The sequence below is a fragment of the Caenispirillum bisanense genome (assembly GCF_039523075.1).
GTDB lineage: Bacteria > Pseudomonadota > Alphaproteobacteria > Rhodospirillales > Rhodospirillaceae > Caenispirillum > Caenispirillum bisanense.
This window is the reverse complement of record NZ_BAAAEP010000049.1, coordinates 1-20,864: the sequence shown is the minus strand read 5'-3', so window position 1 is coordinate 20,864 and position 20,864 is coordinate 1. Positions and strand designations below refer to the sequence as shown.

Annotated in this window: 24 protein-coding genes; 20 read left to right on the top strand and 4 right to left on the bottom strand. The window is 72.6% G+C overall.

The annotated features are described in order from the left end of the window. The first annotated feature begins 155 nt into the window (after window positions 1–155). The 13 genes from ABD056_RS18125 (at window position 156) to ABD056_RS18065 (ending at window position 9,667) form a co-directional block, all read left to right on the top strand. Window positions 156–725 (top strand): phage connector family protein, encoded by a 570-nt coding sequence (locus ABD056_RS18125; protein ID WP_343868962.1) that lies wholly within the window; start codon window positions 156–158, stop codon window positions 723–725. Then, on the top strand, window positions 722–2,629 hold the full coding sequence (locus ABD056_RS18120; RefSeq protein ID WP_343868960.1) for a phage tail protein: 1,908 nt from the start codon (window positions 722–724) through the stop codon (window positions 2,627–2,629). The genes ABD056_RS18125 and ABD056_RS18120 overlap by 4 nt, the downstream gene beginning before the upstream one ends. Beyond that, window positions 2,629–3,501, top strand: a complete 873-nt coding sequence (locus ABD056_RS18115) for a coiled-coil domain-containing protein (RefSeq protein ID WP_343868958.1) — start codon at window positions 2,629–2,631, stop codon at window positions 3,499–3,501. Before ABD056_RS18120 ends, ABD056_RS18115 begins: the two co-directional genes overlap by 1 nt. A 48-nt stretch (window positions 3,502–3,549) precedes the next feature. After that, a complete protein-coding gene (locus tag ABD056_RS18110) occupies window positions 3,550–4,329 on the top strand; it encodes a hypothetical protein (protein ID WP_343868957.1) in 780 nt (259 codons plus the stop codon). After that, the gene (locus ABD056_RS18105; protein ID WP_343868955.1) at window positions 4,320–4,538 is read left to right on the top strand and encodes a hypothetical protein; all 219 of its coding nucleotides are present in this window, start codon (window positions 4,320–4,322) and stop codon (window positions 4,536–4,538) included. The genes ABD056_RS18110 and ABD056_RS18105 overlap by 10 nt, the downstream gene beginning before the upstream one ends. A gap of 30 nt (window positions 4,539–4,568) precedes the next feature. After that, window positions 4,569–5,738: a phage head spike fiber domain-containing protein gene (locus tag ABD056_RS18100; protein ID WP_343868953.1), complete on the top strand. Its 1,170-nt coding sequence runs from the start codon at window positions 4,569–4,571 to the stop codon at window positions 5,736–5,738. Window positions 5,739–5,883: 145 nt separating this feature from the next. Beyond that, complete coding sequence (locus tag ABD056_RS18095) at window positions 5,884–6,162, top strand: hypothetical protein (RefSeq protein ID WP_343868951.1); 279 nt, start codon at window positions 5,884–5,886, stop codon at window positions 6,160–6,162. Continuing rightward, complete coding sequence (terL, locus tag ABD056_RS18090) at window positions 6,125–7,660, top strand: phage terminase large subunit (protein ID WP_343868949.1); 1,536 nt, start codon at window positions 6,125–6,127, stop codon at window positions 7,658–7,660. Before ABD056_RS18095 ends, terL begins: the two co-directional genes overlap by 38 nt. Before the next feature lie 42 nt (window positions 7,661–7,702). Then, window positions 7,703–8,014, top strand: a complete 312-nt coding sequence (locus ABD056_RS18085) for a hypothetical protein (RefSeq protein WP_343868948.1) — start codon at window positions 7,703–7,705, stop codon at window positions 8,012–8,014. Beyond that, window positions 8,011–8,472, top strand: a complete 462-nt coding sequence (locus tag ABD056_RS18080; protein ID WP_343868947.1) for a cell wall hydrolase — start codon at window positions 8,011–8,013, stop codon at window positions 8,470–8,472. Before ABD056_RS18085 ends, ABD056_RS18080 begins: the two co-directional genes overlap by 4 nt. 5 nt (window positions 8,473–8,477) lie before the next feature. Further along, a complete protein-coding gene (locus ABD056_RS18075; RefSeq protein ID WP_343868945.1) occupies window positions 8,478–8,906 on the top strand; it encodes a 3TM-type holin in 429 nt (142 codons plus the stop codon). 71 nt (window positions 8,907–8,977) lie between these two features. Beyond that, window positions 8,978–9,289 carry a cupin gene (locus ABD056_RS18070; RefSeq protein ID WP_343868943.1) on the top strand — a complete coding sequence of 104 codons (312 nt, stop codon included), beginning with the start codon at window positions 8,978–8,980 and terminating at the stop codon, window positions 9,287–9,289. A 120-nt stretch (window positions 9,290–9,409) separates the two neighbouring features. Continuing rightward, the gene (locus ABD056_RS18065; protein ID WP_343868941.1) at window positions 9,410–9,667 is read left to right on the top strand and encodes a hypothetical protein; all 258 of its coding nucleotides are present in this window, start codon (window positions 9,410–9,412) and stop codon (window positions 9,665–9,667) included. Window positions 9,668–9,776: 109 nt separating this feature from the next. Here the strand turns inward: ABD056_RS18065 and ahcY are convergent, their stop codons facing one another. The 3 genes from ahcY to ABD056_RS18050 all read right to left on the bottom strand — a co-directional run bounded on the left by ahcY (window position 9,777) and on the right by ABD056_RS18050 (window position 12,357). Further along, window positions 9,777–11,069 carry an adenosylhomocysteinase gene (ahcY, locus tag ABD056_RS18060; protein WP_343868938.1) on the bottom strand — a complete coding sequence of 431 codons (1,293 nt, stop codon included), beginning with the start codon at window positions 11,067–11,069 and terminating at the stop codon, window positions 9,777–9,779. 137 nt (window positions 11,070–11,206) lie between these two features. Then, window positions 11,207–11,875, bottom strand: coding sequence for a hypothetical protein (locus ABD056_RS18055; protein WP_343868936.1), 669 nt, complete (start codon window positions 11,873–11,875; stop codon window positions 11,207–11,209). A gap of 83 nt (window positions 11,876–11,958) precedes the next feature. Further along, complete coding sequence (locus ABD056_RS18050) at window positions 11,959–12,357, bottom strand: HNH endonuclease signature motif containing protein (RefSeq protein WP_343868934.1); 399 nt, start codon at window positions 12,355–12,357, stop codon at window positions 11,959–11,961. A gap of 90 nt (window positions 12,358–12,447) precedes the next feature. Between ABD056_RS18050 and ABD056_RS18045 the strand changes: the two genes are divergently transcribed. The 4 genes from ABD056_RS18045 (at window position 12,448) to ABD056_RS18030 (ending at window position 16,723) form a co-directional block, all read left to right on the top strand. Continuing rightward, window positions 12,448–13,548 (top strand): TAXI family TRAP transporter solute-binding subunit, encoded by a 1,101-nt coding sequence (locus ABD056_RS18045; protein ID WP_343868931.1) that lies wholly within the window; start codon window positions 12,448–12,450, stop codon window positions 13,546–13,548. A gap of 156 nt (window positions 13,549–13,704) precedes the next feature. Next, window positions 13,705–15,087, top strand: a complete 1,383-nt coding sequence (locus ABD056_RS18040) for a leucyl aminopeptidase family protein (protein WP_425545058.1) — start codon at window positions 13,705–13,707, stop codon at window positions 15,085–15,087. 97 nt (window positions 15,088–15,184) lie between these two features. Continuing rightward, entirely contained in the window at window positions 15,185–15,562 is a 378-nt protein-coding gene (locus ABD056_RS18035; RefSeq protein WP_343868927.1) for a MarR family transcriptional regulator, read from the top strand. Window positions 15,563–15,736: 174 nt separating this feature from the next. Beyond that, entirely contained in the window at window positions 15,737–16,723 is a 987-nt protein-coding gene (locus ABD056_RS18030; RefSeq protein WP_343868925.1) for a GGDEF domain-containing protein, read from the top strand. A gap of 25 nt (window positions 16,724–16,748) precedes the next feature. On the opposite strand, the gene ABD056_RS18025 is transcribed toward ABD056_RS18030, so the two are convergent. Next, window positions 16,749–17,027 carry a FliM/FliN family flagellar motor switch protein gene (locus tag ABD056_RS18025; RefSeq protein WP_343868924.1) on the bottom strand — a complete coding sequence of 93 codons (279 nt, stop codon included), beginning with the start codon at window positions 17,025–17,027 and terminating at the stop codon, window positions 16,749–16,751. Window positions 17,028–17,215: 188 nt separating this feature from the next. Here ABD056_RS18025 and mscL point away from each other — a divergent pair, with 188 nt between their 5' ends. The 3 genes from mscL to pgmG all read left to right on the top strand — a co-directional run bounded on the left by mscL (window position 17,216) and on the right by pgmG (window position 20,800). After that, window positions 17,216–17,659, top strand: coding sequence for a large conductance mechanosensitive channel protein MscL (gene mscL / locus ABD056_RS18020; RefSeq protein WP_343868922.1), 444 nt, complete (start codon window positions 17,216–17,218; stop codon window positions 17,657–17,659). A 72-nt stretch (window positions 17,660–17,731) separates the two neighbouring features. Beyond that, the gene (fumC, locus tag ABD056_RS18015; RefSeq protein WP_343868920.1) at window positions 17,732–19,132 is read left to right on the top strand and encodes a class II fumarate hydratase; all 1,401 of its coding nucleotides are present in this window, start codon (window positions 17,732–17,734) and stop codon (window positions 19,130–19,132) included. Window positions 19,133–19,408: 276 nt separating this feature from the next. Then, window positions 19,409–20,800: a phosphoglucomutase/phosphomannomutase PgmG gene (gene pgmG, locus ABD056_RS18010; protein WP_343868918.1), complete on the top strand. Its 1,392-nt coding sequence runs from the start codon at window positions 19,409–19,411 to the stop codon at window positions 20,798–20,800. Window positions 20,801–20,864 lie beyond the last annotated feature (64 nt).

Sequence of the window (20,864 nt, the reverse complement as noted above, 5' to 3'; positions counted from 1 at the left end):
CGCCTGCACACCGCCCAACAGCGCCCGAGCAACACCCCCACCAGCTTGCCCCGCAAGCTGGCCGGCGCAAGTGCGCCGCGCGGCTTATGCCGCGTGAGCCAAGCGGCCATAGGCCGCGCCCGGCGCTGAGGGACTAACAAAGGACTCCACCCACCATGGCCCTGACCGCCATTGCCCTGTGTTCGCGCGCCCTGCTGAAGATCGGCGCCACCGGCATCGCCTCGTTCGACGAGGGGACGGCGGAGGCCGAGGTGGCGGCGAACCTCTACCCGTCGCTGCGCGACGCCCTGCTGTCCTCGCATCCGTGGAACTTCGCCACGGCGCAGGGGCGTCTGGCGCGGCTGGCGGCCGCGCCCGTGGCCGATTTCGCCCACGCCTTCCAGCTTCCGGCCGACTTCCTCCGGGCGCTGTCGGCGGGGGCGGAGGCGCGCGGGCGCGGCCTGCCGTACCGCATCCACGAACGCCGCCTGCACTGCGATGCCGAGGCGGTGACCCTGACCTACGTCTTCCGCCCGCCGGAAGAGTCCTTCCCGCCCTTCTTCGACCAGGCGCTGATCCTGCGCCTGGCGGCCGAGTTCTGCCTGCCGCTGACCGAAAGCACCAGCCGGGCGGAACTGCTGCACCGGCTGGCGGAGGAGGAACTGCGCCGCGCCCGCCTGATCGACGCCCAGGAGGAAACGCCGGCGGCGGTGGAGGACTTCACCCTGATCGAGGCCCGGCGATGACCGTTACCGTCATTCAGACCAAGACCAACTTCTCGGCCGGCGAGCTGTCGCCGCGCCTGTACGGCCGCGGCGACCTGCGCGCCTACGAGAACGGCGCCAGCGCCCTGCGCAACGTCTTCATCCACCCGACCGGCGGCATCTCGCGCCGCGCCGGGCTGCGGTGGGTGGACGACATCGAGGGCGCCGGCCGGCTGGTGGCCTTCGAGTTCAACACCGAACAGACCTACCTGCTGGTGTTCACCCACCAGAAGATGGCGGTCTACATGGACGACCAGCGCATCGCCGTGCTGGAGACGCCATGGACGGCGGCGCAGCTGCCGAACCTCAACTGGACCCAGTCGGCCGACACCCTGCTGGTAGTCCACCCGGAGGTGGAGCCGCAGAAGATCACCCGCACCAGCCATACCCGCTGGGTGATCTCGCGCTGGTACTGGATGGACGTGCAGAACGTGCGCTTCCAGCCGCACCACAAGTTCGCCGGCACCTTCGTCACGCTGACGCCCTCGGCCACCTCCGGCACCGTCACCCTGACCGCCAGCGAGGACGTGTTCGAGGCCGCCCATGTGGACGTGCGCTTCCGCATCGCCGGGCGGGAGGTGCGCATCGCCACCGTCGCCGGGCCGCGCAGCGCCACCGCCCAGGTGTTCCAGACGCTGCCCTCCACCACCGCCACCAAGGACTGGACGGAGCAGGCGTTCTCAGCCGTGCGCGGCTGGCCGGTCAGCGTCACCTTCCACCAGGACCGGCTGGTGATCGGCGGCTCGCGCGATCTGCCCAACCGGCTGTGGCTGTCCAAGTCGGGCGACTATTTCAACTTCGACGTCGGCACCGGCCTGGATGACGAGGCCATCGACTTCGGCATCGTCTCCGACCAGGTGAACGCCATCCGCACGGTGTTTTCCGGCCGCACGCTGCAGGTCTTCACCACCGGCGCCGAGTGGACCGTCTCCGGCGACCCGGTGACGCCCACCACCGCCAGCGTGCGCCGGCAGACCCGCGTCGGCACCCCGCCCGGCCGGCAGGTGCCGCCCCGCGACGTCGACGGCGCCACCCTGTTCATCGGCGCCGGCGGCAAGGAGCTGCGCGAGTTCCTGTTCACCGACGCGGAACAGGCCTATCAGGCCGGCGACCTCGCCCTGGTCGCCCGCCACCTGATGACCGGGCCGGTGGACATGGACTACGACGCCTACCGCCGCCTTGTGCACATCGTCATGGCCGACGGCGCCATGGCCACCGTCACCAACTACCGCGCCGAGCAGGTGTCGGGCTGGACCCGGCAGGAGACCGACGGCGCCTTCCGCGCGGTGGCGGTGGTCGGCACCACCGTCTTCGTCCTGGTGGAGCGCGCCGGCACCTGGCACATCGAGGCCCTGGACGAAGACTACGGCATGGATTGCGCCCTGGCCGGAGAAAGCGCCTCGCCCAAGTCCCGCTGGACCGGCCTTGGCCATCTGGAGGGACGGACGGTGCAGGTGCTGGGCGATGGCGCCGAAATGCCCGATGCGGTGGTCAGCGGCGGCGCCGTCGACCTGCCCCATGCCGTCGGCCGGGTGCAGGTGGGGCTGCCGTTCCGCCATCAGGTGGCGCCGCTGCCGCCGGTGGTGGTGGGGCCGGCGGGGGTCCGCCAGGGCGACGCCCTGCGGCTGATCCGCGCCACCTTCCGCGTGCTGGAGACGCAGGCGCTGAGCGTCGACGTCGGCCGCGGCCCGACCCCGGTGCCGTTCAAGCGCCTTGGCCCCGGCGGCGTGCTCGACAGCCCGCCGCCGGTCTTCACCGGCGACCTTGCCGTCCGCTCGCTCGGCTGGAAGCGCGACGCCATCGGCCCGGTGTGGCGGGTGGAGCAGGACACGCCGCTGCCCTGCACCATCCTTTCCGTGACAACCGAGATGAAGGTGACCGACTGATGGGTGGATTCACCAGCACCGCCGCCACCGTGGGCCGCACCCTGCTGGGGCCGGCCCTGACCGTCTACAGCGCCTATTCCGACTTCCAGGACCGCAGCAGCGCCGTCCGTTCGGCCCAGACGGCCGATCTGGCCGCCGCCCGCCAGGCGGAGGAAGACGCCGCCCGCAAGCGCGCCGAGGCCGAGGCCGAAGCCCAGCGCCTGCGCATCCAGGCGGAGGCGGAAGCGCTGTGGCGCACCGGCATGAGCCAGCAGACCGCCGACCTGGAGCGCCGCTCCGCCGAGGCGTGGAACGCCTACCACATCACCACCGCCGAGCGGGAGGCGGCGCTGGCCGACAGCCAGGGCCGCGCCGCCGCCACCGCCGAACAACGCCGGCTGGAGGCCGAGGCGGCGGAGGCCGAGCGCCTGCGGGAAGCCGACCTGAAGCGCGCCCAGGCCAGCGCCCGCGCCCGCTTCGGTGCCGCCGGCCTGCGCGACAGCACCTCCGCCGCCGCCCTGCTGACCGGCATGGCCGACGAGACCGCCGCCCGCAGCGCCGCCGCCGGCCAGCGCACCGCCGCCTCCATCAGCGACCTGTGGGCGCAGGTGGAGCGGCAGCGCGACCGCAACCTGCTCACCGTCGCCCAGACCCGCCAGCGCGCCCTGCTGACCATGGGCGACCTGGGCGAGCGCCATGCCCTGGAAGCCGCCCAGGTGGCGCACGAGAACGAACTGGCGCTCTACCGCGCCGGCAGCGCCGCCAACCGCCTGCTGGCCGACGCCTGGACGCAGACCCGTCAGCCGGTGCGCACCGCCGGCGGCGGCAGCCGCGCGCCGTCGCTGGTCTCGACGCTGCTGCCGGTGGCGCAGCGCCTGCTGTCCAACCTCTGACCCCGACGCCGCCCCCGTCCGTCCCGTCCCAGGCCGAGGAGCCCGCCCGTGAGCACCGACCACATCGTGATCGGCGACCTGCGCCCGCGCGTGCAGTACGTCGCCAACGGCACCGTCCGCGACTTCGCGTACCCCTTTCCCATCTTCAAGAGCGACGACCTGGAGGTCTGGCTGAACGATGCCCAGGCGACCGGCGGCTACACCGTTGCCGGTGCCGGCGTCTCGGCCGGCGGCACCGTCACCTTCGCCACCGCTCCGGCGGCCGGGGTGCGCGTCACCCTGCGGCGCCGGCTGGTGATCCGCCGCGTCACCGACTTCCAGGAAGGCGGCGCCTTCCGCGCCAAGGTGGTCAACGACGAACTGGACTTCCAGACCGCCGCCCTGCAGCAGCTGGAGGTGGACCTGTCGCGCTGCCTGCGGCTGTCGCCCACCGATCCGGCCACCGCCAGCCTGGTGCTGCCGACGCCGCAGCCCGGCAAGGCCATCGGCTGGAACGCCGCCGGTACCGGCCTGACCAACGACCCCGGCGACTTCGCCCAGGTGCGGGCCGACGTGCAGGCCCGCCTGACCGCCGCCCAGACGGCTGCCGCCCAGGCCGCCGCCTCGGCCCAGGTGGCGCAGCAGGCGACGGAGGCGATCCTCATCCCCACCGTCGATGCCCAGGAGGCGGCGATCATGGCCCAGGCCAGCCGCGATGCCGCCCAGGCCGCCGCCGCCACGGCCGGCAGCGGGCGGGGGGCGGGGGGGGAGCCTCGGCCGTCGCCGTGGCCGGCGAGGCGGCGGCGACCCAGCAATGGACGGCCGAGGCGCAGACCCTGGTGTGGCTGACCGAACGCAACAGCGCCGCCGTCGCCACCGCCGTCGCCGCCGCCGGAACCGCCCGCGCCGAGGCCCTGGCCGCCGCCGACGGCGCCCTGCTCGACCGCCTGCAGGCGGAGCGGGCCGCCGACCGCGCCCGCGCCGCCGCCGCCACCGCCGCCGCCGCCGCCATCGGGGTTGCGCCCGGTCAGGCGCTGCCCGGATGGGCCGCGGTCTGACCAGCCTCCAAGCCATAAGGACACCCGTTCATGCCCGTCACCCTGCAGCATTACCCCGGCCTGGTGCTGGCGGCGCGGCCCGGCCTGGTGCCGGCACGCCTCAGCCTGTCGCGGCCGTCGGTCGCCACCCGCGTCACCGCCCTCGGGCTGGTGGAGGAGGTGCCGGCCCACACCCTGCGCCACGACCACGACCTCGCCACCGGCGCCTATCTCGGCTGGTGCGTGGAGGAGCCGCGGACCAACCACCTGCGCCAGTCCCGCGACCTGACCCAGGCGGTGTGGGCAAAATCCGGTGCCACCGTCACCAAGGATGCCGTTGGCGCCGACGGGGCCACCGGCGGCGCCTGCCGCATCAGTGCCGGCGCCGCCGGGGCGACGGTCACCCAGGGCGTCACCCTGGCGGCCGGCTGGCAGAGCTTCGCCCTCGACATCCGCCCGCTGGTGGTGACCGGCGCCGTCAGCCTGACCACCGACGGCGGCACCACCTGGACCGACGTCACCGGCCGCCTGACCGCCGGCCGCTTCACCCGCGTCTCGGTCAGCCGCTCCCAGGCCGATCCGGTGGTCGGGCTGCGGCTGTCGGCGGCCGGCGACAGCGTGGCGGTGGATTACGCCCAGCTGGAGACCGGCGCCTACCCCACCAGCCGCATCGTCACGGCCGCCGCCGCCGTCACCCGCCAGGGCGACGTGCTGACGGTGCCCGACCTGGCGCCGTTCTGGAACCGGGCCGAGGGCACCCTGTTCATGGATTTCCGCAGCCTCGGCAGCGACCTTCCCTCCACCAGCCCGCGCCAGACCCTGCTGGCGGTGGGCGATACCTCCGCCGGCACCGCCACGGTGATCGAAGTGCAGCGCCAGCCGGACTTTTCCTCCCGCCTCGGCTGGGGCTTCGGCACCCAGGTCGGCTACGCCGCCGGCGCCACCTCCAACGGCCTGATGGCGGCGGAGGCCTATCGCCGGATGGCGGTCGGCTGGACCACCGGCCACGGCGACCCGACGGTGGCGGTCGACGGCGCCACCTGGCGGCCGGCGCTGGCCAACGGCGGGCTGGTCAACGCCATCGACGCCGCCGGCCGCACCCTCGCCATCGGCCACCAGATGCGCGGCGGCGTGCAGCGCCACCTGTCCGGCCACATCCGGCAGGTGCTGCACTTCCCCCGCCGCCTGCCCGACGCGGCGCTGCGGGAGCTGACGGCATGATGACCCTCGACGATCTCAAGGGCGCCCTCGCCGCCCGCCTGCCGGAGCGGGCGGTGGCGGCGGTGGCCGCCCACCCGTCCCAGCCTTGGCAACCTCCACCCCGCCCCCCCCCCCCCCCCCCCGGCCGCCGCTGCCGGCGGCGGCGGTGGCCGCCTACGACGCCTTCTCCGCCACCGCCGCCCCCGACGACGCCAAGGGCTTCGCCGCCCACCATGCCGCCTGCAAGGCCGCCCTCGCCCATGTGGAGGTGCTGGTGAAGCTGCTGCGCTGGGCCGCTCCGCCCGCCCTGCCGGCGGGTGCGGCAGCGGCGGGGGGCGGCGGCGACGACGATCTCGCCCGGCTCATCGCCGCCGCCCGCTCCGCCATGACCGAGGACGCCGATCCCGATGACGATTTCGCCCCCGACGACGACCGCGACGACTGACCCCGGCGCGCCGGCGGAGCTGGATTTCCCCGAGTTCGCCTGGATCTGGAACCATGCCCTCGGCCTTTCCACCCCCGCCCACCAGCGCCGCATGGCCCGCTGGCTGTCGGCGCGCTGGCAGCGGCAGGAACGCGAATGCCTGCTGATGGCCTTCCGCAACTCCGGCAAGTCCACCGTGGTCGGCCTGTTCTGCGCCTGGCTGCTGTGGCGCTGGCCGGACCTGCGCATCATGGTGCTGGCCGCCGACCATGCGCTTGCCAAGAAGATGGTCCGCAACGTCAAGCGCATCATTGAACGCCACCCGCTCACCAAGGGCCTGAAGCCGCCGCGCCGCGACCAGTGGGCGGCGGACCAGTTCACTGTCAACCGGCCGGGCGAGCTGCGCGACCCCTCCATGCTGGCCCGCGGCATCGGCGGCAACCTCACCGGCAGCCGCGCCGACGTGGTGGTGTGCGACGACGTGGAAGTGCCCAACACCTGCGACACGGCGCCGAAGCGCGCCGACCTGCGGGCGCGGCTGTCGGAGCTGGATTACATCATCGTGCCCGGCGGCATGCAGCTTTACGTCGGCACGCCGCACACCTTCTATACGATCTATGGCCGCGAGCCGCGCCCCGAAGCCGGCGAGTCGCGGCCCTTCCTCGACGGCTTCCACCGGCTGGAGATCCCGCTGACGGACGGCCGCGGCCGCAGCGCCTGGCCGGACCGCTTCCCGCCGGAGAAGATCGACGCCATCCGCCGCCGCACCGGCCCCAACAAGTTCCGCAGCCAGATGCTGCTGGAGCCGGTGAACATCGCCGACGGCCGCCTCGACCCCGACCGCCTGCGGCTCTATGACGACGAACTGGTCTATACCGAAGGCAACGGCGAGGCGACGCTGACCCTCGGCGGGCGGCGGCTGGTGTCGGCCTCGTGCTTCTGGGACCCGGCCTACGGGGCGCCCGGCAAGGGCGACGGCAGCGTCGTCGCCTGCGTCTTCACCGACGAGGACGGCGCCTACCGCCTGCACCGCATCCGCTGGCTGGAGCACGACGCCTCGGCCGGCGACGACGAGGCGACGCAGCAATGCCGCGCCGTCGCCGCCTTCCTGCGCGACAACCACCTGCCGTCGGTGCGGGTGGAAAGCAATGGCGTCGGCAAGTTCCTGCCCGGCCTGCTGCAGAAGGTGCTGGCGGAGGAAGGCCTGCGCTGTGCGGTGGTGCCGGTGGCCTCCAGCCGCAACAAGGACGCCCGCATCATCGACGCCTTCGACGCGGTGCTGGCGGCAGGCGCGCTGTCGGCCCACCGGTCGGTGTGGACGACGCCCTTCATCGCCGAAATGCGCGACTGGCGCCCCGGCGGCGGCGGCCGCGTCGACGGCCTGGACGCCGTCGCCGGCTGCCTCGCCGCCGAACCCGTCCGCCTCCCCCGCACCCCCTCCCCCACCGCCAAACGCCCCGGCACCTGGCGCGGCGGCGCGGCGGGCGGCTGGAAGGCGGAGAGCGAGTTCGGGGTCTGACCCCGACCCCATCCCATCCCCATTCCCCCTCAGGAGACCCCCATGCCCTTCGACATCATGTGGTGGGTGTCGGCGGTGGAGGTGCCGGCGCTTGGCGGGCTGTTCTGGCTTGTCTGGCGCAACCGGCACGATGCCGATACCGACGCCGAGGAAAACCGCCGCGCCTTCGAACGCGGCTTCGCCCAGCAGCGCGAGGCGCTGGCCGCCTACAAGCTGGAGGTGGCGCAGTCCTATGCCTCCCTCGCCCACCTGCGGGAGGTGGAAAAGCGCCTCACCGCCCACCTGGAGCGCATCGAGCACAAGCTCGACGGCGTGCAGCAGCAGGCGGCGCGTCCGGCGGGAGGACGGGCATGAGCCGCGCCGCCCTCACCCTTGCCCCCGTCCCGCCCGACATCGCCGCCGATCCGGTGCAGGTGCTCGCCCGCACCGTCTGGGGCGAGGCCCGCGGCGAGCCGGTGCGCGGGCAGGAAGCCGTCGCCGCCGTGGTCCTCAACCGGCTCGCCCGCGCCGCCGCCCGCGGCGGGCGGTGGTGGTGGGGGGCCAGCATCGTCGAGGTCTGCCTGAAGCCCTGGCAGTTCTCGTGCTGGAACCCTACCGACCCCAACCGGCCGCGCCTGCTCGCCGTCACCGCCGACAACCGCGCCTTCGACCAGGCCCTGCGCATCGCCCGCCGGGCGGTGGCCGGCACCCTGCCCGATCCCACCGACGGCGCCACCCACTACCACGCCCGCGGCATCCATCCGCCGTGGGCCTGGCGAGCGGTGCCCTGCGCCGAGATCGGCCGCCACCTGTTCTACAACTCCGTGGAGTGACCGCCATGACCGCCCCTCCCTTCCGCGCCGCCGACCTGGCGCCGCTGCTCGACGCCCTGGTCGGTGCCGCCGGGCGCGAGCTGCAGCGCCACGACGCCGGCCCCGGCTCCCCCGCCTCCGCCGCCACCGATCCGCCGCCGGCGGAGGATGACGCCTACGTGCGCCGCTGGCGCCCCACCTTCGGCTATGCGGTGGCGCTGAGCTGGCTGGTGACCATGCTCGCCGTCGCCTGGGTGGTGGTGCACGAGCCGGCGCAGGCACCGGCCATCATCGCCGCGCTGCTCGACACCACCCCGATCTGGGGCGGGGCGCTGGCGGTGCTCGGCCTGTCGGTGGTCAAGCGCAGCCAGGACAAGCGCGCCCGCACCGCACCCCCGGCGCCGCCGGCCGCAACGGACGCCCACACCGGCGGCGGCGCCCCGCCGGCCGGCTGACAACGGCCCTCGACGGCAGCGGGAGGGGCCGCCTAGAGTCGTCCGTCCAACCCGCCGCAGAGGGCCGCCGCATGCGCTTCACCGACAGCCGCGACTTCGTCGCCGACCGCCCCTGGGGCTCCCTGCCGCTGGGCGAGGTGGACGGGGTGACGGTCAAGGTCCACTGGACCGACCAGCCCTACCGCTGGCACGTCAACGACGGGGCGGAGGTGTTCCTGGTGCTGGACGGCGCCGTCGACATGCACTGGCGCGAGAACGGCGAGGAACACATCCGCCGCCTCGGCCCCGGCGCCGCCTGCTTCGCCGAACCCGGCGACGAACACGTCGCCCACCCGGTCGGCCCGGCCCGCGTGCTGGTGGTGGAGCGCAAGGGGAGCGTCTGAGCGTCCGCCCGTCTCCCGCGCCCTTCAGCCCCCATCCCCTCCGGCTTACCCCGCCCGCACGCTCCCCGGCGGGCGGGTGGGGTGGTTTTATCGGGGGTCCTGATGATGCGGAGGCCCCCCATGCGTCGCGTACTTCTCGTTGCCCTTCCAGCCGCCGCCGGGGTGCTGGTCGGGCTTGCCCTGGCGCAGGCGCCGCTGGCCCAGAGCGTGCCCATGAAACCCACCACCGTCGCCGAGAGCATGGTCTCCGCCGGCGAGGTGGAGGACGGGCTGACCGGCGCCTGGATTCTCTCCAACGACGGCACCATCCGCCTGTGTACCGCCCGCCTCACCACCAACCCGGAAGCGCCGCGCTGCTCCGCCCCGGCAACGCCCTGAGCGGCAGACACGGGCACCGGCACCGGCACATGAAAAAAGGGGCGCCGCAGCGGGCGCCCCTTTCTCGTGCATCCTGCATCCGCCGGCCGGACGGCGCGGCGGCGGCCGGTCAGTAGCGGTAGTGGTCGGGCTTGTACGGGCCGGCTTCCGGCACGCCGATGTAGGCCGACTGCTCCGGGGTCAGCTTGGTCAGCTTGACGCCCAGCTTGGCCAGGTGCAGTTCGGCGACCTTCTCGTCCAGGGTCTTCGGCAGCACGTAGACCTGACGGTCGTACTTGGCGGCGTTCTGCCACAGCTCGATCTGCGCCAGCACCTGGTTGGTGAAGCTGGCCGACATCACGAAGCTGGGGTGGCCGGTGGCGCAGCCCAGGTTCACCAGGCGACCCTCGGCCAGCACGATCAGGCGCTTGCCGTCGGGGAACTCCACCTCGTCCACCTGCGGCTTGACGTTGTGCCACTTGTAATTGCGCAGCGAGGCGATCTGGATCTCGCTGTCGAAGTGGCCGATGTTGCAGACGATGGCCCGGTCCTTCATCTCCCGCATGTGGTCGAGGGTGATGACGTCCAGGTTGCCGGTGGCGGTGACGAAGATGTCGCCGAGCGGCGCCGCCTCTTCCATGGTGGTGACCTGATAGCCTTCCATCGCCGCCTGCAGGGCGCAGATGGGGTCAATTTCGGTCACCAGCACGCGGGCGCCCTGGCTGCGCAGCGATTCGGCCGAGCCCTTGCCGACGTCGCCGAAGCCGCACACCACGGCCACCTTGCCGGCCAGCATGACGTCGGTGGCGCGCTTGATGCCGTCCACCAGGCTTTCGCGGCAGCCATACAGGTTGTCGAACTTCGACTTGGTGACGCTGTCGTTGACGTTGATGGCCGGCACCTTCAGCGTGCCCTTCTTGGCCATCTCGTACAGGCGGTGCACGCCGGTGGTGGTCTCTTCCGAGATGCCGCGCACGTCGTTCAGGTACTCGGGGTACTTGTCGTGCATGATCTGGGTGAGGTCGCCGCCGTCATCCAGGATCATGTTCGGGCGCCAGCCGTTCGGGCCGTCGATGGTGGCTTCGATGCACCACCAGAATTCCTCTTCCGTCATGCCCTTCCAGGCGAACACCGGGATGCCGGCGGCGGCGATGGCGGCGGCGGCCTGATCCTGGGTCGAGAAGATGTTGCACGACGACCACCGCACCTCGGCGCCGAGGGCGGTCAGCGTCTCGATCAGCACGGCGGTCTGGATGGTCATGTGCAGGCAGCCGGCGATGCGGGCGCCCTTGAGCGGCTGGGCCGCGCCGTACTCGTCGCGCAGCGCCATCAGGCCCGGCATCTCGGTCTCGGCAATGGCGATTTCCTTGCGGCCCCAATCGGCCAGCGAGATGTCCTTGACCTTGTAATCGGTGAAGCTCATGGGGTCCTCCAGCTTGGGCATTGGGGAGGATATACCCCGCCCGCCGCCCCTGCGCAAGGGGGACATAAAGATATCTTTATATGGTGATGTGATGGGCCAGTCGCCGCGGCGCCGTCGCGCCCCCCGTCACACCCCCGTCACGCCGCCGCCAGCGGAGTCAGGAAGGCCTCGTCGGGGGTTTCCCGCAGCGCCCGGGTAGGGCGGCCGTCGGCATCCAGCAGGCCGTGGGCGGCCAGATGGTCGACGATCTTCACGAAATGGGCGCGGTTGTGGGGGCTGTCGCCGCCTTCCAGCCAGTTCTGTTCCAGGAAGGCGCAGATGGCCGGCTGCTCCAGCTCCGCCTCCCACAGGATGCCGAGCAGGGAGGCGAGGCTTTCCTCCAGTTCCCGCGCCACGCCAAAGACGCTCATGGCGGCGTCGGCCTCGGCCCGCAGGCCGGTTTCCGGGCCGGCGCCGAGGCCGAAGTCGGGCGCCGTGCGCCGCTCCGGGGCGCAGACCTGCAGGTGGGCGACGTCGTGGATGATCACCGACGGCTCCATGCGCACCCGCAGGGCGTGGCCGTCCCAGGTGTAGCCGGCGGTCGGCGGCTCGTCGAGGATGCCCATGCCGAAGGTGCGCGCGAACGCCACCGCCTGCCGGGTGTGCTCCGGGTCCTGCGACAGCGACAGGTCGCCGTCGCGCACCAGCGCCAGGGTGGCGGCGATGCGGCGGAAGGCGGCCTGGGCCAGCGGCGCGTCGGCCAGGCAGGCGTCGAAACGGTCGAGGGTGGCGGCCAGGTCGGGCAGCGGAATGGGCGTCAGGATCATCGCAGGGTCGGCTTTCGGGCGGCGGATCGGGCAGGGACTACACCACACGCCGCTTAAGGGCAATGGCGATGCGCCGACAGCGGTCAGCGCCGGGCGCGGCGGTGGCGGTCCATGAACTCCGGCGGCTTGCGCGCCACCCAGCGCAGGAAGCGGGCGATCTCCGGGTGGCTGCGCAGGGCGTCCGGGGTGGCGTAGGCGCGGGCGAGGCTGCGCTCGTCCAGCACGCTGTGGATCTTGCGGTGGCAGATGCGGTGCAGCAGCGACTGCTCCCGCCCGCCTTCCGACCGCGGCACCCAGTGATGGCGGTCGAGGCTCGGCCCTTCCACCATCGGCCGGCCGCACAGCGGGCAGGGCCCCAGCCCGACCGCGTCGGCAGCGGCGGCAGTGACGGAGTCGGGCCGGCGGGAGGGGCTGTCGGCGACCATCGGCGGCTCGGGCAGGGGCGGCAGGCGGCGCATGGTATCGGCTGGCGGCTTTCCCATTGTGCTGGACCCGGCGGGGTGGCACACCCATATGGTCCGAAGACAGAAGGTGGGACCATGTCCCGCTGTCCGGCAAGGGGGAGATCGACCGTGCACCCGACCCGCAGACTGCGCCCGTGGACGACGTCGTCCCTGTTGGTGGCGGCGCGCCTGCTGGCGGCGACGCTGGCGGTGGCCATGGTGGCCCTGGCGGCGGAACGGGCGCGGGCGCAGCAGAGCGAGGAGCCGGACGTCCATTTCTCCCGCATCGGCACCGGCCCCACCGGCGGCACCTACTTCCCCATGGGCGGGCTGATCGCCAACGCCATCTCCAACCCGCCCGGCTCCCGCCCCTGCGACCGCGGCGGCAGCTGCGGCGTGCCGGGGCTGATCGCCGCCGCCGTCTCCACCAACGGCTCGGTCGCCAACGTGGAGGCGCTGGAGGCGCGCACGGTCGACCTGGCGCTGGTGCAGGCCGACGTCGGCTTCTGGGCATGGAAGGGCGAGGGCATCTTCAGCGGCCGCGAGCCCTTCGCCGGGCTGCGGGCGCTGGCCTACCTCTACCCGGAAAGCATCCATCTGGTGGCGCGTGCCGATTCGGACATCCGCACCCTGGCCGACCTGCGCGGCAAGCGGGTGTCCATCGGCGAGGAAAAGTCCGGCACCCTGGTGGAGGCGCGGCTGATCCTCAACGCCTTCGGCCTCAAGACCACCGACATCGAGCCGTCGTACCTGCGCCTCGGCCCCTCCGCCGACAAGCTGGCGCCGGGCGACCTGGACGCCTTCTTCTTCGTCGGCGGCGCCCCGGTGCAGGCGGTGACCGACCTCGCCCAGGCGACGCCGGTGCGGCTCATCCCGCTCAGCGGCGCCATGGCGGAGAAGCTGACCGGCATCTTCCCCTACATGACCCGTAACACCATCCCCGCCAACACCTACCCCGGCCAGTCGGCGGCGGTGCCGACGCTGGCGGTCGGCGCCGTGCTGCTGACCACCGACGCCATGCCGGAGGACCGGGCCTACCGCATCGCCCGCTCGCTGTGGCACCCGGTCAGCCTCGACCTCTACCGCCGCGGCCACCCCGGCGGCGGCCTGCTCGATCCCCGCCATGCCATGGAGAACACCGGCGTGCCGCTGCACGACGGTGCCGCCCGCTACTACGACGAGATGAAGGCCCTGGCCGCCGAGGGCACCGGGACGCAGCCGGCGCCGTAACGGCGGCCGCAACGGCCCTGGACCGTCCCGCCCGCCGGTGTCACCATGCCGGCCCTCCCGTCGCAGCGGTGAGCACAGGCACCTTCTGCGGCGACCCGCCCTTCCGAAAGCCCGACTGGGAGATCCGCCTTGTCCGCCGACAGCTTCACCCCTGCCCTGCTCGTCGATCCGTCGTCGCCGGCCGCCGCCGCCGCGGTGCCGCTCACGCCGATCAGCCCGGCCCGGCTGGAGGCCTGGCGGGCGGAGCAGGACGAGGTCACCCGCCGCTGGCTCGACACCGCCGCCTTCAAGGCCGAGGCCGGCAGCGTGGTGCTGCTGCCCGGCAGCGACGGCGCCCTGGCGCGGGTGATCGCCGGCACCGGCGACGGCGACGAGGCCTGGGCCCTGGCCGCCCTGCCCGGCAGCCTGCCCAAGGGCTGCTACCGCCTCGACCCCGAGCCGGAGGCCGCCGCCACCGCCACCGCGCTCGCCTTCGGGTGGGAGATGGGCGGCTATGCCTTCAGCCGCTACAAGTCGACCCCGCCCGCCGCCGGCGCCGCCCTGGTGTGGCCGGCGGCCGCCGACCGCACCGCCGTCGGCCGCGACGTCGCCGCCGTCACCCTGGTGCGCGACCTCATCAACACCCCCGCCGCCGACATGGGGCCGGAAGAGCTGGAGGCCGCCGCCCTGGCCCTGGCCGACGCCTTCGGCGCCACCCTGGAAGTGACCGTCGGCGAGGAGCTGGAGCGTGCCGGCTACCCCGCCGTGTTCGCCGTCGGCAAGGGCAGCAGCCGGCCGCCGCGGCTGATCGACCTCCGCTGGGGCGATGCCTCCCACCCCAAGGTGACGCTGGTGGGCAAGGGCGTGTGCTTCGATTCGGGCGGCTATGACCTCAAGCCGTCCAGCGGCATGAAGCTGATGAAGAAGGACATGGGCGGCGCCGCCAACGTGCTTGGCCTCGCCCGCATGATCATGGCCGCCGGCCTGCCGGTGCGCCTGCGGGTGCTGGTGCCGGCGGTGGAGAACATGGTGTCCGGTCACGCCATGCGGCCGCTCGACGTGCTGCGCACCCGCAAGGGCCTGACGGTGGAAGTGGGCAATACCGACGCCGAGGGCCGCCTGATCCTGTGCGACGCCCTGGCCGAAGCCGATACCGAACAGCCGGAGCTGCTGATCGACTGCGCCACCCTCACCGGCGCCGCCCGCGTCGCCATGGGGGCGGAGGTGGTGCCCTTCTTCACCCACGACGACGCCCTGGCCGCCGACCTCGTCCGCCACGGCACCGCCTGCGGCGAACCGCTGTGGCGCCTGCCGCTGTGGAAGGGCTACCGCAAGCAGCTGGACAGCAAGGTCGCCGACCTCTGCAACATCTCCGACAGCCCGTTCGGCGGCGCCATCACCGCCGGCCTGTTCCTGGCCGAGTTCGTCTCCCCCGCCACCCGCTGGGTCCACATCGACATGTACGGCTGGAACCCGACGGCGCGGCCGGGGCGGCCGGTGGGCGGCGAAGCCTTCGCCTTGCGCGCACTCTACGCCCTCATCGCCGACCGCTTCGGTTGAACCGTTGCGGCAAGTACCGATTGACGTTGCTCCCGCCCGGCGGCTCCGCTAAACAGGTTCCGCCCACGGAACAACCGCACGGAGCGAGGGGGGAGGCGTGGACATCAAGCCGGTCGAGGCCCTGGACCTGTGGCGCGGTGCCATCGTCGAAAGCGTGCGCCGCGACGGGCCCGACCTGTCGGCACGCCAGATGGCGCTGCTGCTGACCGTCTACATCACCGCCCCGCCCCACACGGTGCGCGGCCTGGCGGAGACGCTGAACGTCTCCAAGCCGGCCGTCACCCGCGCCGTCGACCGCCTGAGCGACTACGGCCTGGTGAAGCGCAAGGTGGACGAGAAGGACCGCCGCAGCGTGCTCATCCAGCGCACCGTCAAGGGATCGGTGTTCCTGCGCGAGTTCGGCGAGCTGGTGGCCGCCGCCGCCAGCACCTGCCGCACCGCCGAGGCCGACGACCCCGCCATGGCCGGGCGCTGACACCCTCCGCTGCGGCGGGCGCAGGACGCCCCCTGGCCCCTTGCCGGCATTGTTGCAGAAATAAAGTATACTGCCCCGCGCGGCCTTTGCCGTGCCCCCTGCGGTTGCGCGATCATCCGCCTTCGTAGCGGACGCAGCGCCCGGCTCCTGTCGGGCTCTGGCAGGAGGGGACCGATGGGTGAGGTTCTGGCGGCGGTATGGCGGGCCCTGGGCGGCGACGGCCAGTTCGCGCCCCATGGCATGTGCCTGCTGTGGGACCCGGCGCTGGTGTGGACCATGCTGCTATCCGACGTGCTGATCGTCCTCAGCTATTACTCCATCCCGGCGGCGCTGTTCCTGTTCCTGCGGCGGCGGCCGGACCTGCGGTTCCGCGGCATCTTCTACCTGGCCGGCTTCTTCGTGCTGGCCTGCGGCACCACCCATCTCATCGCCATCCTCACCCTGTGGCAGCCGCTGTACTGGCTGGAGGCCATCGCCAAGCTGGTGACGGCGGCGGTGTCGGTGGCGACGGCGGTGGTGGCCTGGCCGCTGCTGCCCAAGGCCATCGCCCTGCCCACCCCCGAACGCCTGCACGAAACCCGCCGCGCCCTTCGCGAGGCGCAGGAAATGGCCAGCCGCGACCCGCTGACCGACCTGCCCAACCGCCGCGCCCTGCCGCAGCTGGCCGCCGCCCTGGCCAAGGCGGCGCCGAACCGTCCGGTGGCGGTGGCGATGGTGGACATCGACCTGTTCAAGTCGGTGAACGACACCTTCGGCCACGGCATGGGCGATGCCCTGCTGCACCATGTGGCCGACGTCATGCGCCGCTGCCTCGGCCCGTCCGACACGGCGGTCCGATTCGGCGGCGACGAGTTCGTCCTGGTGCTGCCCGATGCCGACGAGGACGCGGCGGCGGCCACGGTGGCCGCCGTGTGCCGGGGCATCGCCGTGTCGCCGATCTGGTACGAGGGGCAGACGGTGCGCCTGACCGCCAGCGCCGGCGTGGCGGCGGCGCGGGTGCGCGAGCTGGATATGGACGCCCTCATCCGCCGTGCCGACCGCGCCTGCTACCGCGCCAAGGCGGCCGGCCGCGACCGGGTGGCCCGCGACTCCGACATCGAAGCCGACGGCGCCGAGGCAACCGACACCGCCGCCCTGCCGGCCGGCACGACGGCAGCCTAGGCGGGGCGGGAACGGCCGGGGCCGGTCAGCGGGTGTAGATGGACTTGACCAGTTCGGTCAGGGTGACGCCGATGCGGTCGCCTTCGGTGATCACCACCTCGCCGCGGGCGACCAGGATCTCGTTGGCGTAGATCTCGACCGGCTGGTTGGTGCGCTGGTCCAGCTCCACCACGGCGCCACGGCCGAGCTTCAGCAGCTGGTTGACGCGCAGCGACGACTTGCCGAGGACCACCGAGATCTCGACGGGAACCTTGTAGATCGCGTCGAGAGCACCGCTCTCGCCGAGGGTCATGTCGTTGTCCATGGGCACGTCCGGGCGCGGGTTCGGGTGCAGACCAGGGCCCAATATGACCCCCGGCGCGGTTAAAGGGAAGTAAAGCCTGCGCCGGTTGTCCGCCGCCCCCTGCCCGCCTGCCTCAAAAGAAGGCGTGAGCCTCTGCGCCTTCGGGGCGTATCTTGCGGGGAGCGATCAACCACCGGGAGCCGCCGGCCATGAGCATCATCCAGGAATTTCGCGAGTTCGCCGTCAAGGGCAATGTGGTCGAGCTGGCGGTGGCGGTGGTCATCGGCACCGCCTTCGGCGCCATCACCAATTCCCTGGTGGCCGACATCATCATGCCGCCCATCGGGTTCCTGACCGGCGGCATCGACTTCTCCAACCTGTTCATCTCCCTCGACGGCCGCACGTACGCCTCGCTGGCGGAGGCGACGGCGGCCGGGGCGCCCACCATCAACTACGGCCTGTTCATCAACCGGATTCTCAACTTCCTCATCGTCGCCTGGGCGCTGTTCCTGCTGGTGCGCACCATGAACCGCTTGAAGCGGCAGAAGGAAGAGGTGCCGGCCGCCGCCCCCGAGCCGCCGCCCCGCCCCCATGCCGAGGTGCTGCTGGAAGAAATCCGTGACCTGCTGAAGGAGCGCCGCGGCCAGCCTTGAGCCATGGCCGCCGGCCTCCCAGGTGAGGAGCACCGCCGCACGTCCCATCCCCCGAGACAGACAGGAGGCTCCATGGCCGCCGCCACCCGCATCGAACGCGACAGCATGGGCGAACTGGAGGTGCCCGCCGACCGCTACTGGGGCGCCCAGACCCAGCGGTCGCTGCAGAACTTCCGCATCGGCACCGAGACCATGCCGGAACCGCTGATCCGCGCCTTCGGCCTGCAGAAGCAGGCGGCGGCCCGCGCCAACCACGCCCTCGGCACCCTGCCGGCCGAGCTGTTCCCCGCCATCGACCAGGCGGCGGCCGAGGTGGCGGCGGGCCGGTTGTCCGACCACTTCCCCCTGAAGGTGTGGCAGACCGGCTCCGGCACCCAGACCAACATGAACGTCAACGAGGTGATCGCCAACCGCGCCACCGAGATCCTGGGCGGCAGCCTGGGCGACAAGGCGCTGGTCCACCCCAACGACCACGTCAACCGCGGCCAGTCCACCAACGACAGCTTCCCCACCGCCATGCACATCGCCGCCGCGCAGGAGGTGACCGGCGCCCTCATCCCGGCGCTGGACCGGCTGCGCGAGGGGCTGGAGGGCCGCGCCATCGCCTTCGCCGACATCGTGAAGATCGGCCGCACCCACCTGCAGGACGCCACACCCCTGACCCTCGGGCAGGAATTCTCCGGCTACGTGCGGCAGGTGGAACTGGCAGTGGAGCGCCTGCGCGCCACCCTGCCGCGGGTGTTCCAGCTGGCCCAGGGCGGCACCGCCGTGGGCACCGGCCTCAACGCCGCCGAGGGCTTCCGCGACCGGTTCTGCGAGGAACTGCGCACCCTCACCCGCCTGCCGTTCGAGCCCGCCCCCAACACCTTTGAAGCCATGGCCGCCCACGACGCGCTGGTGGAACTGTCGGGCATGCTCAACACCATCGCCACCTCGCTCATGAAGATCGGCAACGACATCCGCCTGCTCGGCTCCGGCCCCCGCTGCGGCCTGGGCGAACTGATGCTGCCGGAGAACGAGCCGGGTTCGTCGATCATGCCCGGCAAGGTGAACCCGACCCAGACGGAGGCGCTGACCATGGCCTGCTGCCAGGTGATGGGCAACCACGTCGCCATCACCATGGCCGGCGCCCAGGGGCACATGGAGCTGAACGCCTTCAAGCCGGTGATCGCCTATGCCTGCCTGCAGAGCATCCGCCTGCTGGCCGACGCCGCCGCCAGCTTCACCGACAACTGCGTCACCGGCATTGAGGCCGACCGCGCCCGCATCGACGACCTTCTGCACCGCTCGCTGATGCTGGTGACGGCGCTGAACCCGCACATCGGCTACGACAAGGCGGCGGAAGTCGCCAAACGCGCCCACAAGACCGGCGGCACCCTGAAACAGGCAGCCGCCGACCTGGGGTACGTGACGCCGGAAGACTTCGACCGCCTGGTGCGCCCGGAGGACATGGTGGGCCGCCCCGGTCTCTAGGCCGCAGCCTCCTTAGGCGACCGGGTCTTGACCAAGAAGAACAGGACCTGGGTCACCATCCCGGGCAGGTTCAACCGCAAGCATCCTGTCGTGATTGCTGGAGCCATCTCTAATCCTCGGGTAAGCATGGTGTCTGTCCAGCCAAGCCCGCCCCATGGGCTACCCCCGCCGCGTTGCCGCCTGCCCCCTCCGGCGGGTCCGGCTGGCGGACAGGAGGGGTTGCGCAGCAACGGCGGCGGAGCCCACACTTGCCCACCGCCACCATCGGAAACCGCCATGCTCACCCTGTCCGGCCACACCTTCCATCCCACCATCCTGCGCGAGTACGACGTGCGCGGCATCGTCGGCGAGACGCTGTCGGCCGACGATGCCTATGCCCTCGGGCGGGCGCTCGGCACCATCGCGGTGGAGGATGGCGGCCGCACCGCCTGCGTCGGCCGCGACGGCCGGCTGTCGAGCCCGCAGCTGGAGGCGGCGCTGGTGCGCGGGCTGGCCGACTGCGGCCTGGACGTCACCCGCGTCGGCTGCGGCCCAAGCCCCATGCTCTATTTCGCCGCCGTCACCAGCGGCGCCGACGTGGCGGTGGCGGTGACCGGCTCGCACAATCCACCCGACCACAACGGCTTCAAGATGATGCGGCGGGGCAAGCCGTTCTTCGGCGCCGACATCCGCCGGCTGGGCGAGATCGCCGCCGCCGGGGCCTTCGCCGTCGGCTCCGGCACGGTCACCGACCGCCCGGCCCGCGCCGCCTACGTCGCCCGCATCCTGGCCGACTGGGACGGCGACAATGACCGCCCGCTGACGGTGGTGTGGGATGCCGGCAACGGCGCCGCCGGCGAGGTCATGGCCGACGTCGCCGCCGCCCTGCCCGGCCGTCACGTGCTGCTCAATGCCGCCATCGACGGCACCTTCCCCGCCCACCACCCCGACCCGACCGAGCCGGAGACGCTGGAGCAGCTGATCGCCGCGGTGGCGGCCGAAGGGGCCGACGTCGGCATCGCCTTCGACGGCGACGGCGACCGCATCGGCATCGTCGACGGCCGCGGCCGCATCCTGTGGGGCGACCAGATCCTGCAGATCCTGGCGGAAGACCTGCTGGCCCGCCACCCCAGCGCCATCGTCATCGCCGACGTCAAGGCCAGCCGCGCCCTGTTCGACGAGGTGGCGCGCCTGGGCGGCCGGCCGCTCATGGGCCGCACCGGCCACTCCCTCATCAAGACGCTGATGGCCGAGACCGGCGCCCCGCTGGCCGGCGAAATGAGCGGCCACATCTTCTTCGCCGACCGCTGGTACGGCTTCGACGACGCCCTGTATGCCGCCGTGCGCCTGCTGGGGGTGCTGAGCCGCCTGGACGGGTCGCTCGCCGACCGCTTCGACCGCATGCCGCGCATGGTCAACACCCCGGAACTGCGCTTCCCCTGCCCCGACGAGCGCAAGTTCGCCGTCATCGACGCGGTGAAGCGGCGGCTGGCGGCGGAAGGGGCGGCGGTCAACGACATCGACGGCGTGCGCGTCGACGCCCACGGCGGCTGGTGGCTGCTGCGCGCCTCCAACACCCAGGCGGTGCTGGTGGCGCGGGCGGAGGCGCCGGATCAGCCGACGCTCGACCGCCTGATGGCCACCCTGCGCGACCATCTGGCGGCGGCCGGCGTCAGCCTGCCGGGGTAAGATGCGAAGGCTTGCGATGCGGGCGCCGGAGTGCTTTTCTTGCGCGCCTGCAAGCCCCGAGGGA

Coding starts and splice junctions, on each gene's coding strand:
- ABD056_RS18125 (WP_343868962.1), top strand. CDS start 156: ATGGCCCTGACCGCCATTGCCCTGTGTTCGCGCGCCCTGCTGAAGATC.
- ABD056_RS18120 (WP_343868960.1), top strand. CDS start 722: ATGACCGTTACCGTCATTCAGACCAAGACCAACTTCTCGGCCGGCGAG.
- ABD056_RS18115 (WP_343868958.1), top strand. CDS start 2,629: ATGGGTGGATTCACCAGCACCGCCGCCACCGTGGGCCGCACCCTGCTG.
- ABD056_RS18100 (WP_343868953.1), top strand. CDS start 4,569: ATGCCCGTCACCCTGCAGCATTACCCCGGCCTGGTGCTGGCGGCGCGG.
- terL (WP_343868949.1), top strand. CDS start 6,125: ATGACGATTTCGCCCCCGACGACGACCGCGACGACTGACCCCGGCGCG.
- ABD056_RS18085 (WP_343868948.1), top strand. CDS start 7,703: ATGCCCTTCGACATCATGTGGTGGGTGTCGGCGGTGGAGGTGCCGGCG.
- ABD056_RS18080 (WP_343868947.1), top strand. CDS start 8,011: ATGAGCCGCGCCGCCCTCACCCTTGCCCCCGTCCCGCCCGACATCGCC.
- ABD056_RS18075 (WP_343868945.1), top strand. CDS start 8,478: ATGACCGCCCCTCCCTTCCGCGCCGCCGACCTGGCGCCGCTGCTCGAC.
- ABD056_RS18070 (WP_343868943.1), top strand. CDS start 8,978: ATGCGCTTCACCGACAGCCGCGACTTCGTCGCCGACCGCCCCTGGGGC.
- ABD056_RS18065 (WP_343868941.1), top strand. CDS start 9,410: ATGCGTCGCGTACTTCTCGTTGCCCTTCCAGCCGCCGCCGGGGTGCTG.
- ahcY (WP_343868938.1), bottom strand. CDS start 11,069: ATGAGCTTCACCGATTACAAGGTCAAGGACATCTCGCTGGCCGATTGG.
- ABD056_RS18055 (WP_343868936.1), bottom strand. CDS start 11,875: ATGATCCTGACGCCCATTCCGCTGCCCGACCTGGCCGCCACCCTCGAC.
- ABD056_RS18050 (WP_343868934.1), bottom strand. CDS start 12,357: ATGGGAAAGCCGCCAGCCGATACCATGCGCCGCCTGCCGCCCCTGCCC.
- ABD056_RS18030 (WP_343868925.1), top strand. CDS start 15,737: ATGGGTGAGGTTCTGGCGGCGGTATGGCGGGCCCTGGGCGGCGACGGC.
- ABD056_RS18025 (WP_343868924.1), bottom strand. CDS start 17,027: ATGGACAACGACATGACCCTCGGCGAGAGCGGTGCTCTCGACGCGATC.
- mscL (WP_343868922.1), top strand. CDS start 17,216: ATGAGCATCATCCAGGAATTTCGCGAGTTCGCCGTCAAGGGCAATGTG.
- fumC (WP_343868920.1), top strand. CDS start 17,732: ATGGCCGCCGCCACCCGCATCGAACGCGACAGCATGGGCGAACTGGAG.
- pgmG (WP_343868918.1), top strand. CDS start 19,409: ATGCTCACCCTGTCCGGCCACACCTTCCATCCCACCATCCTGCGCGAG.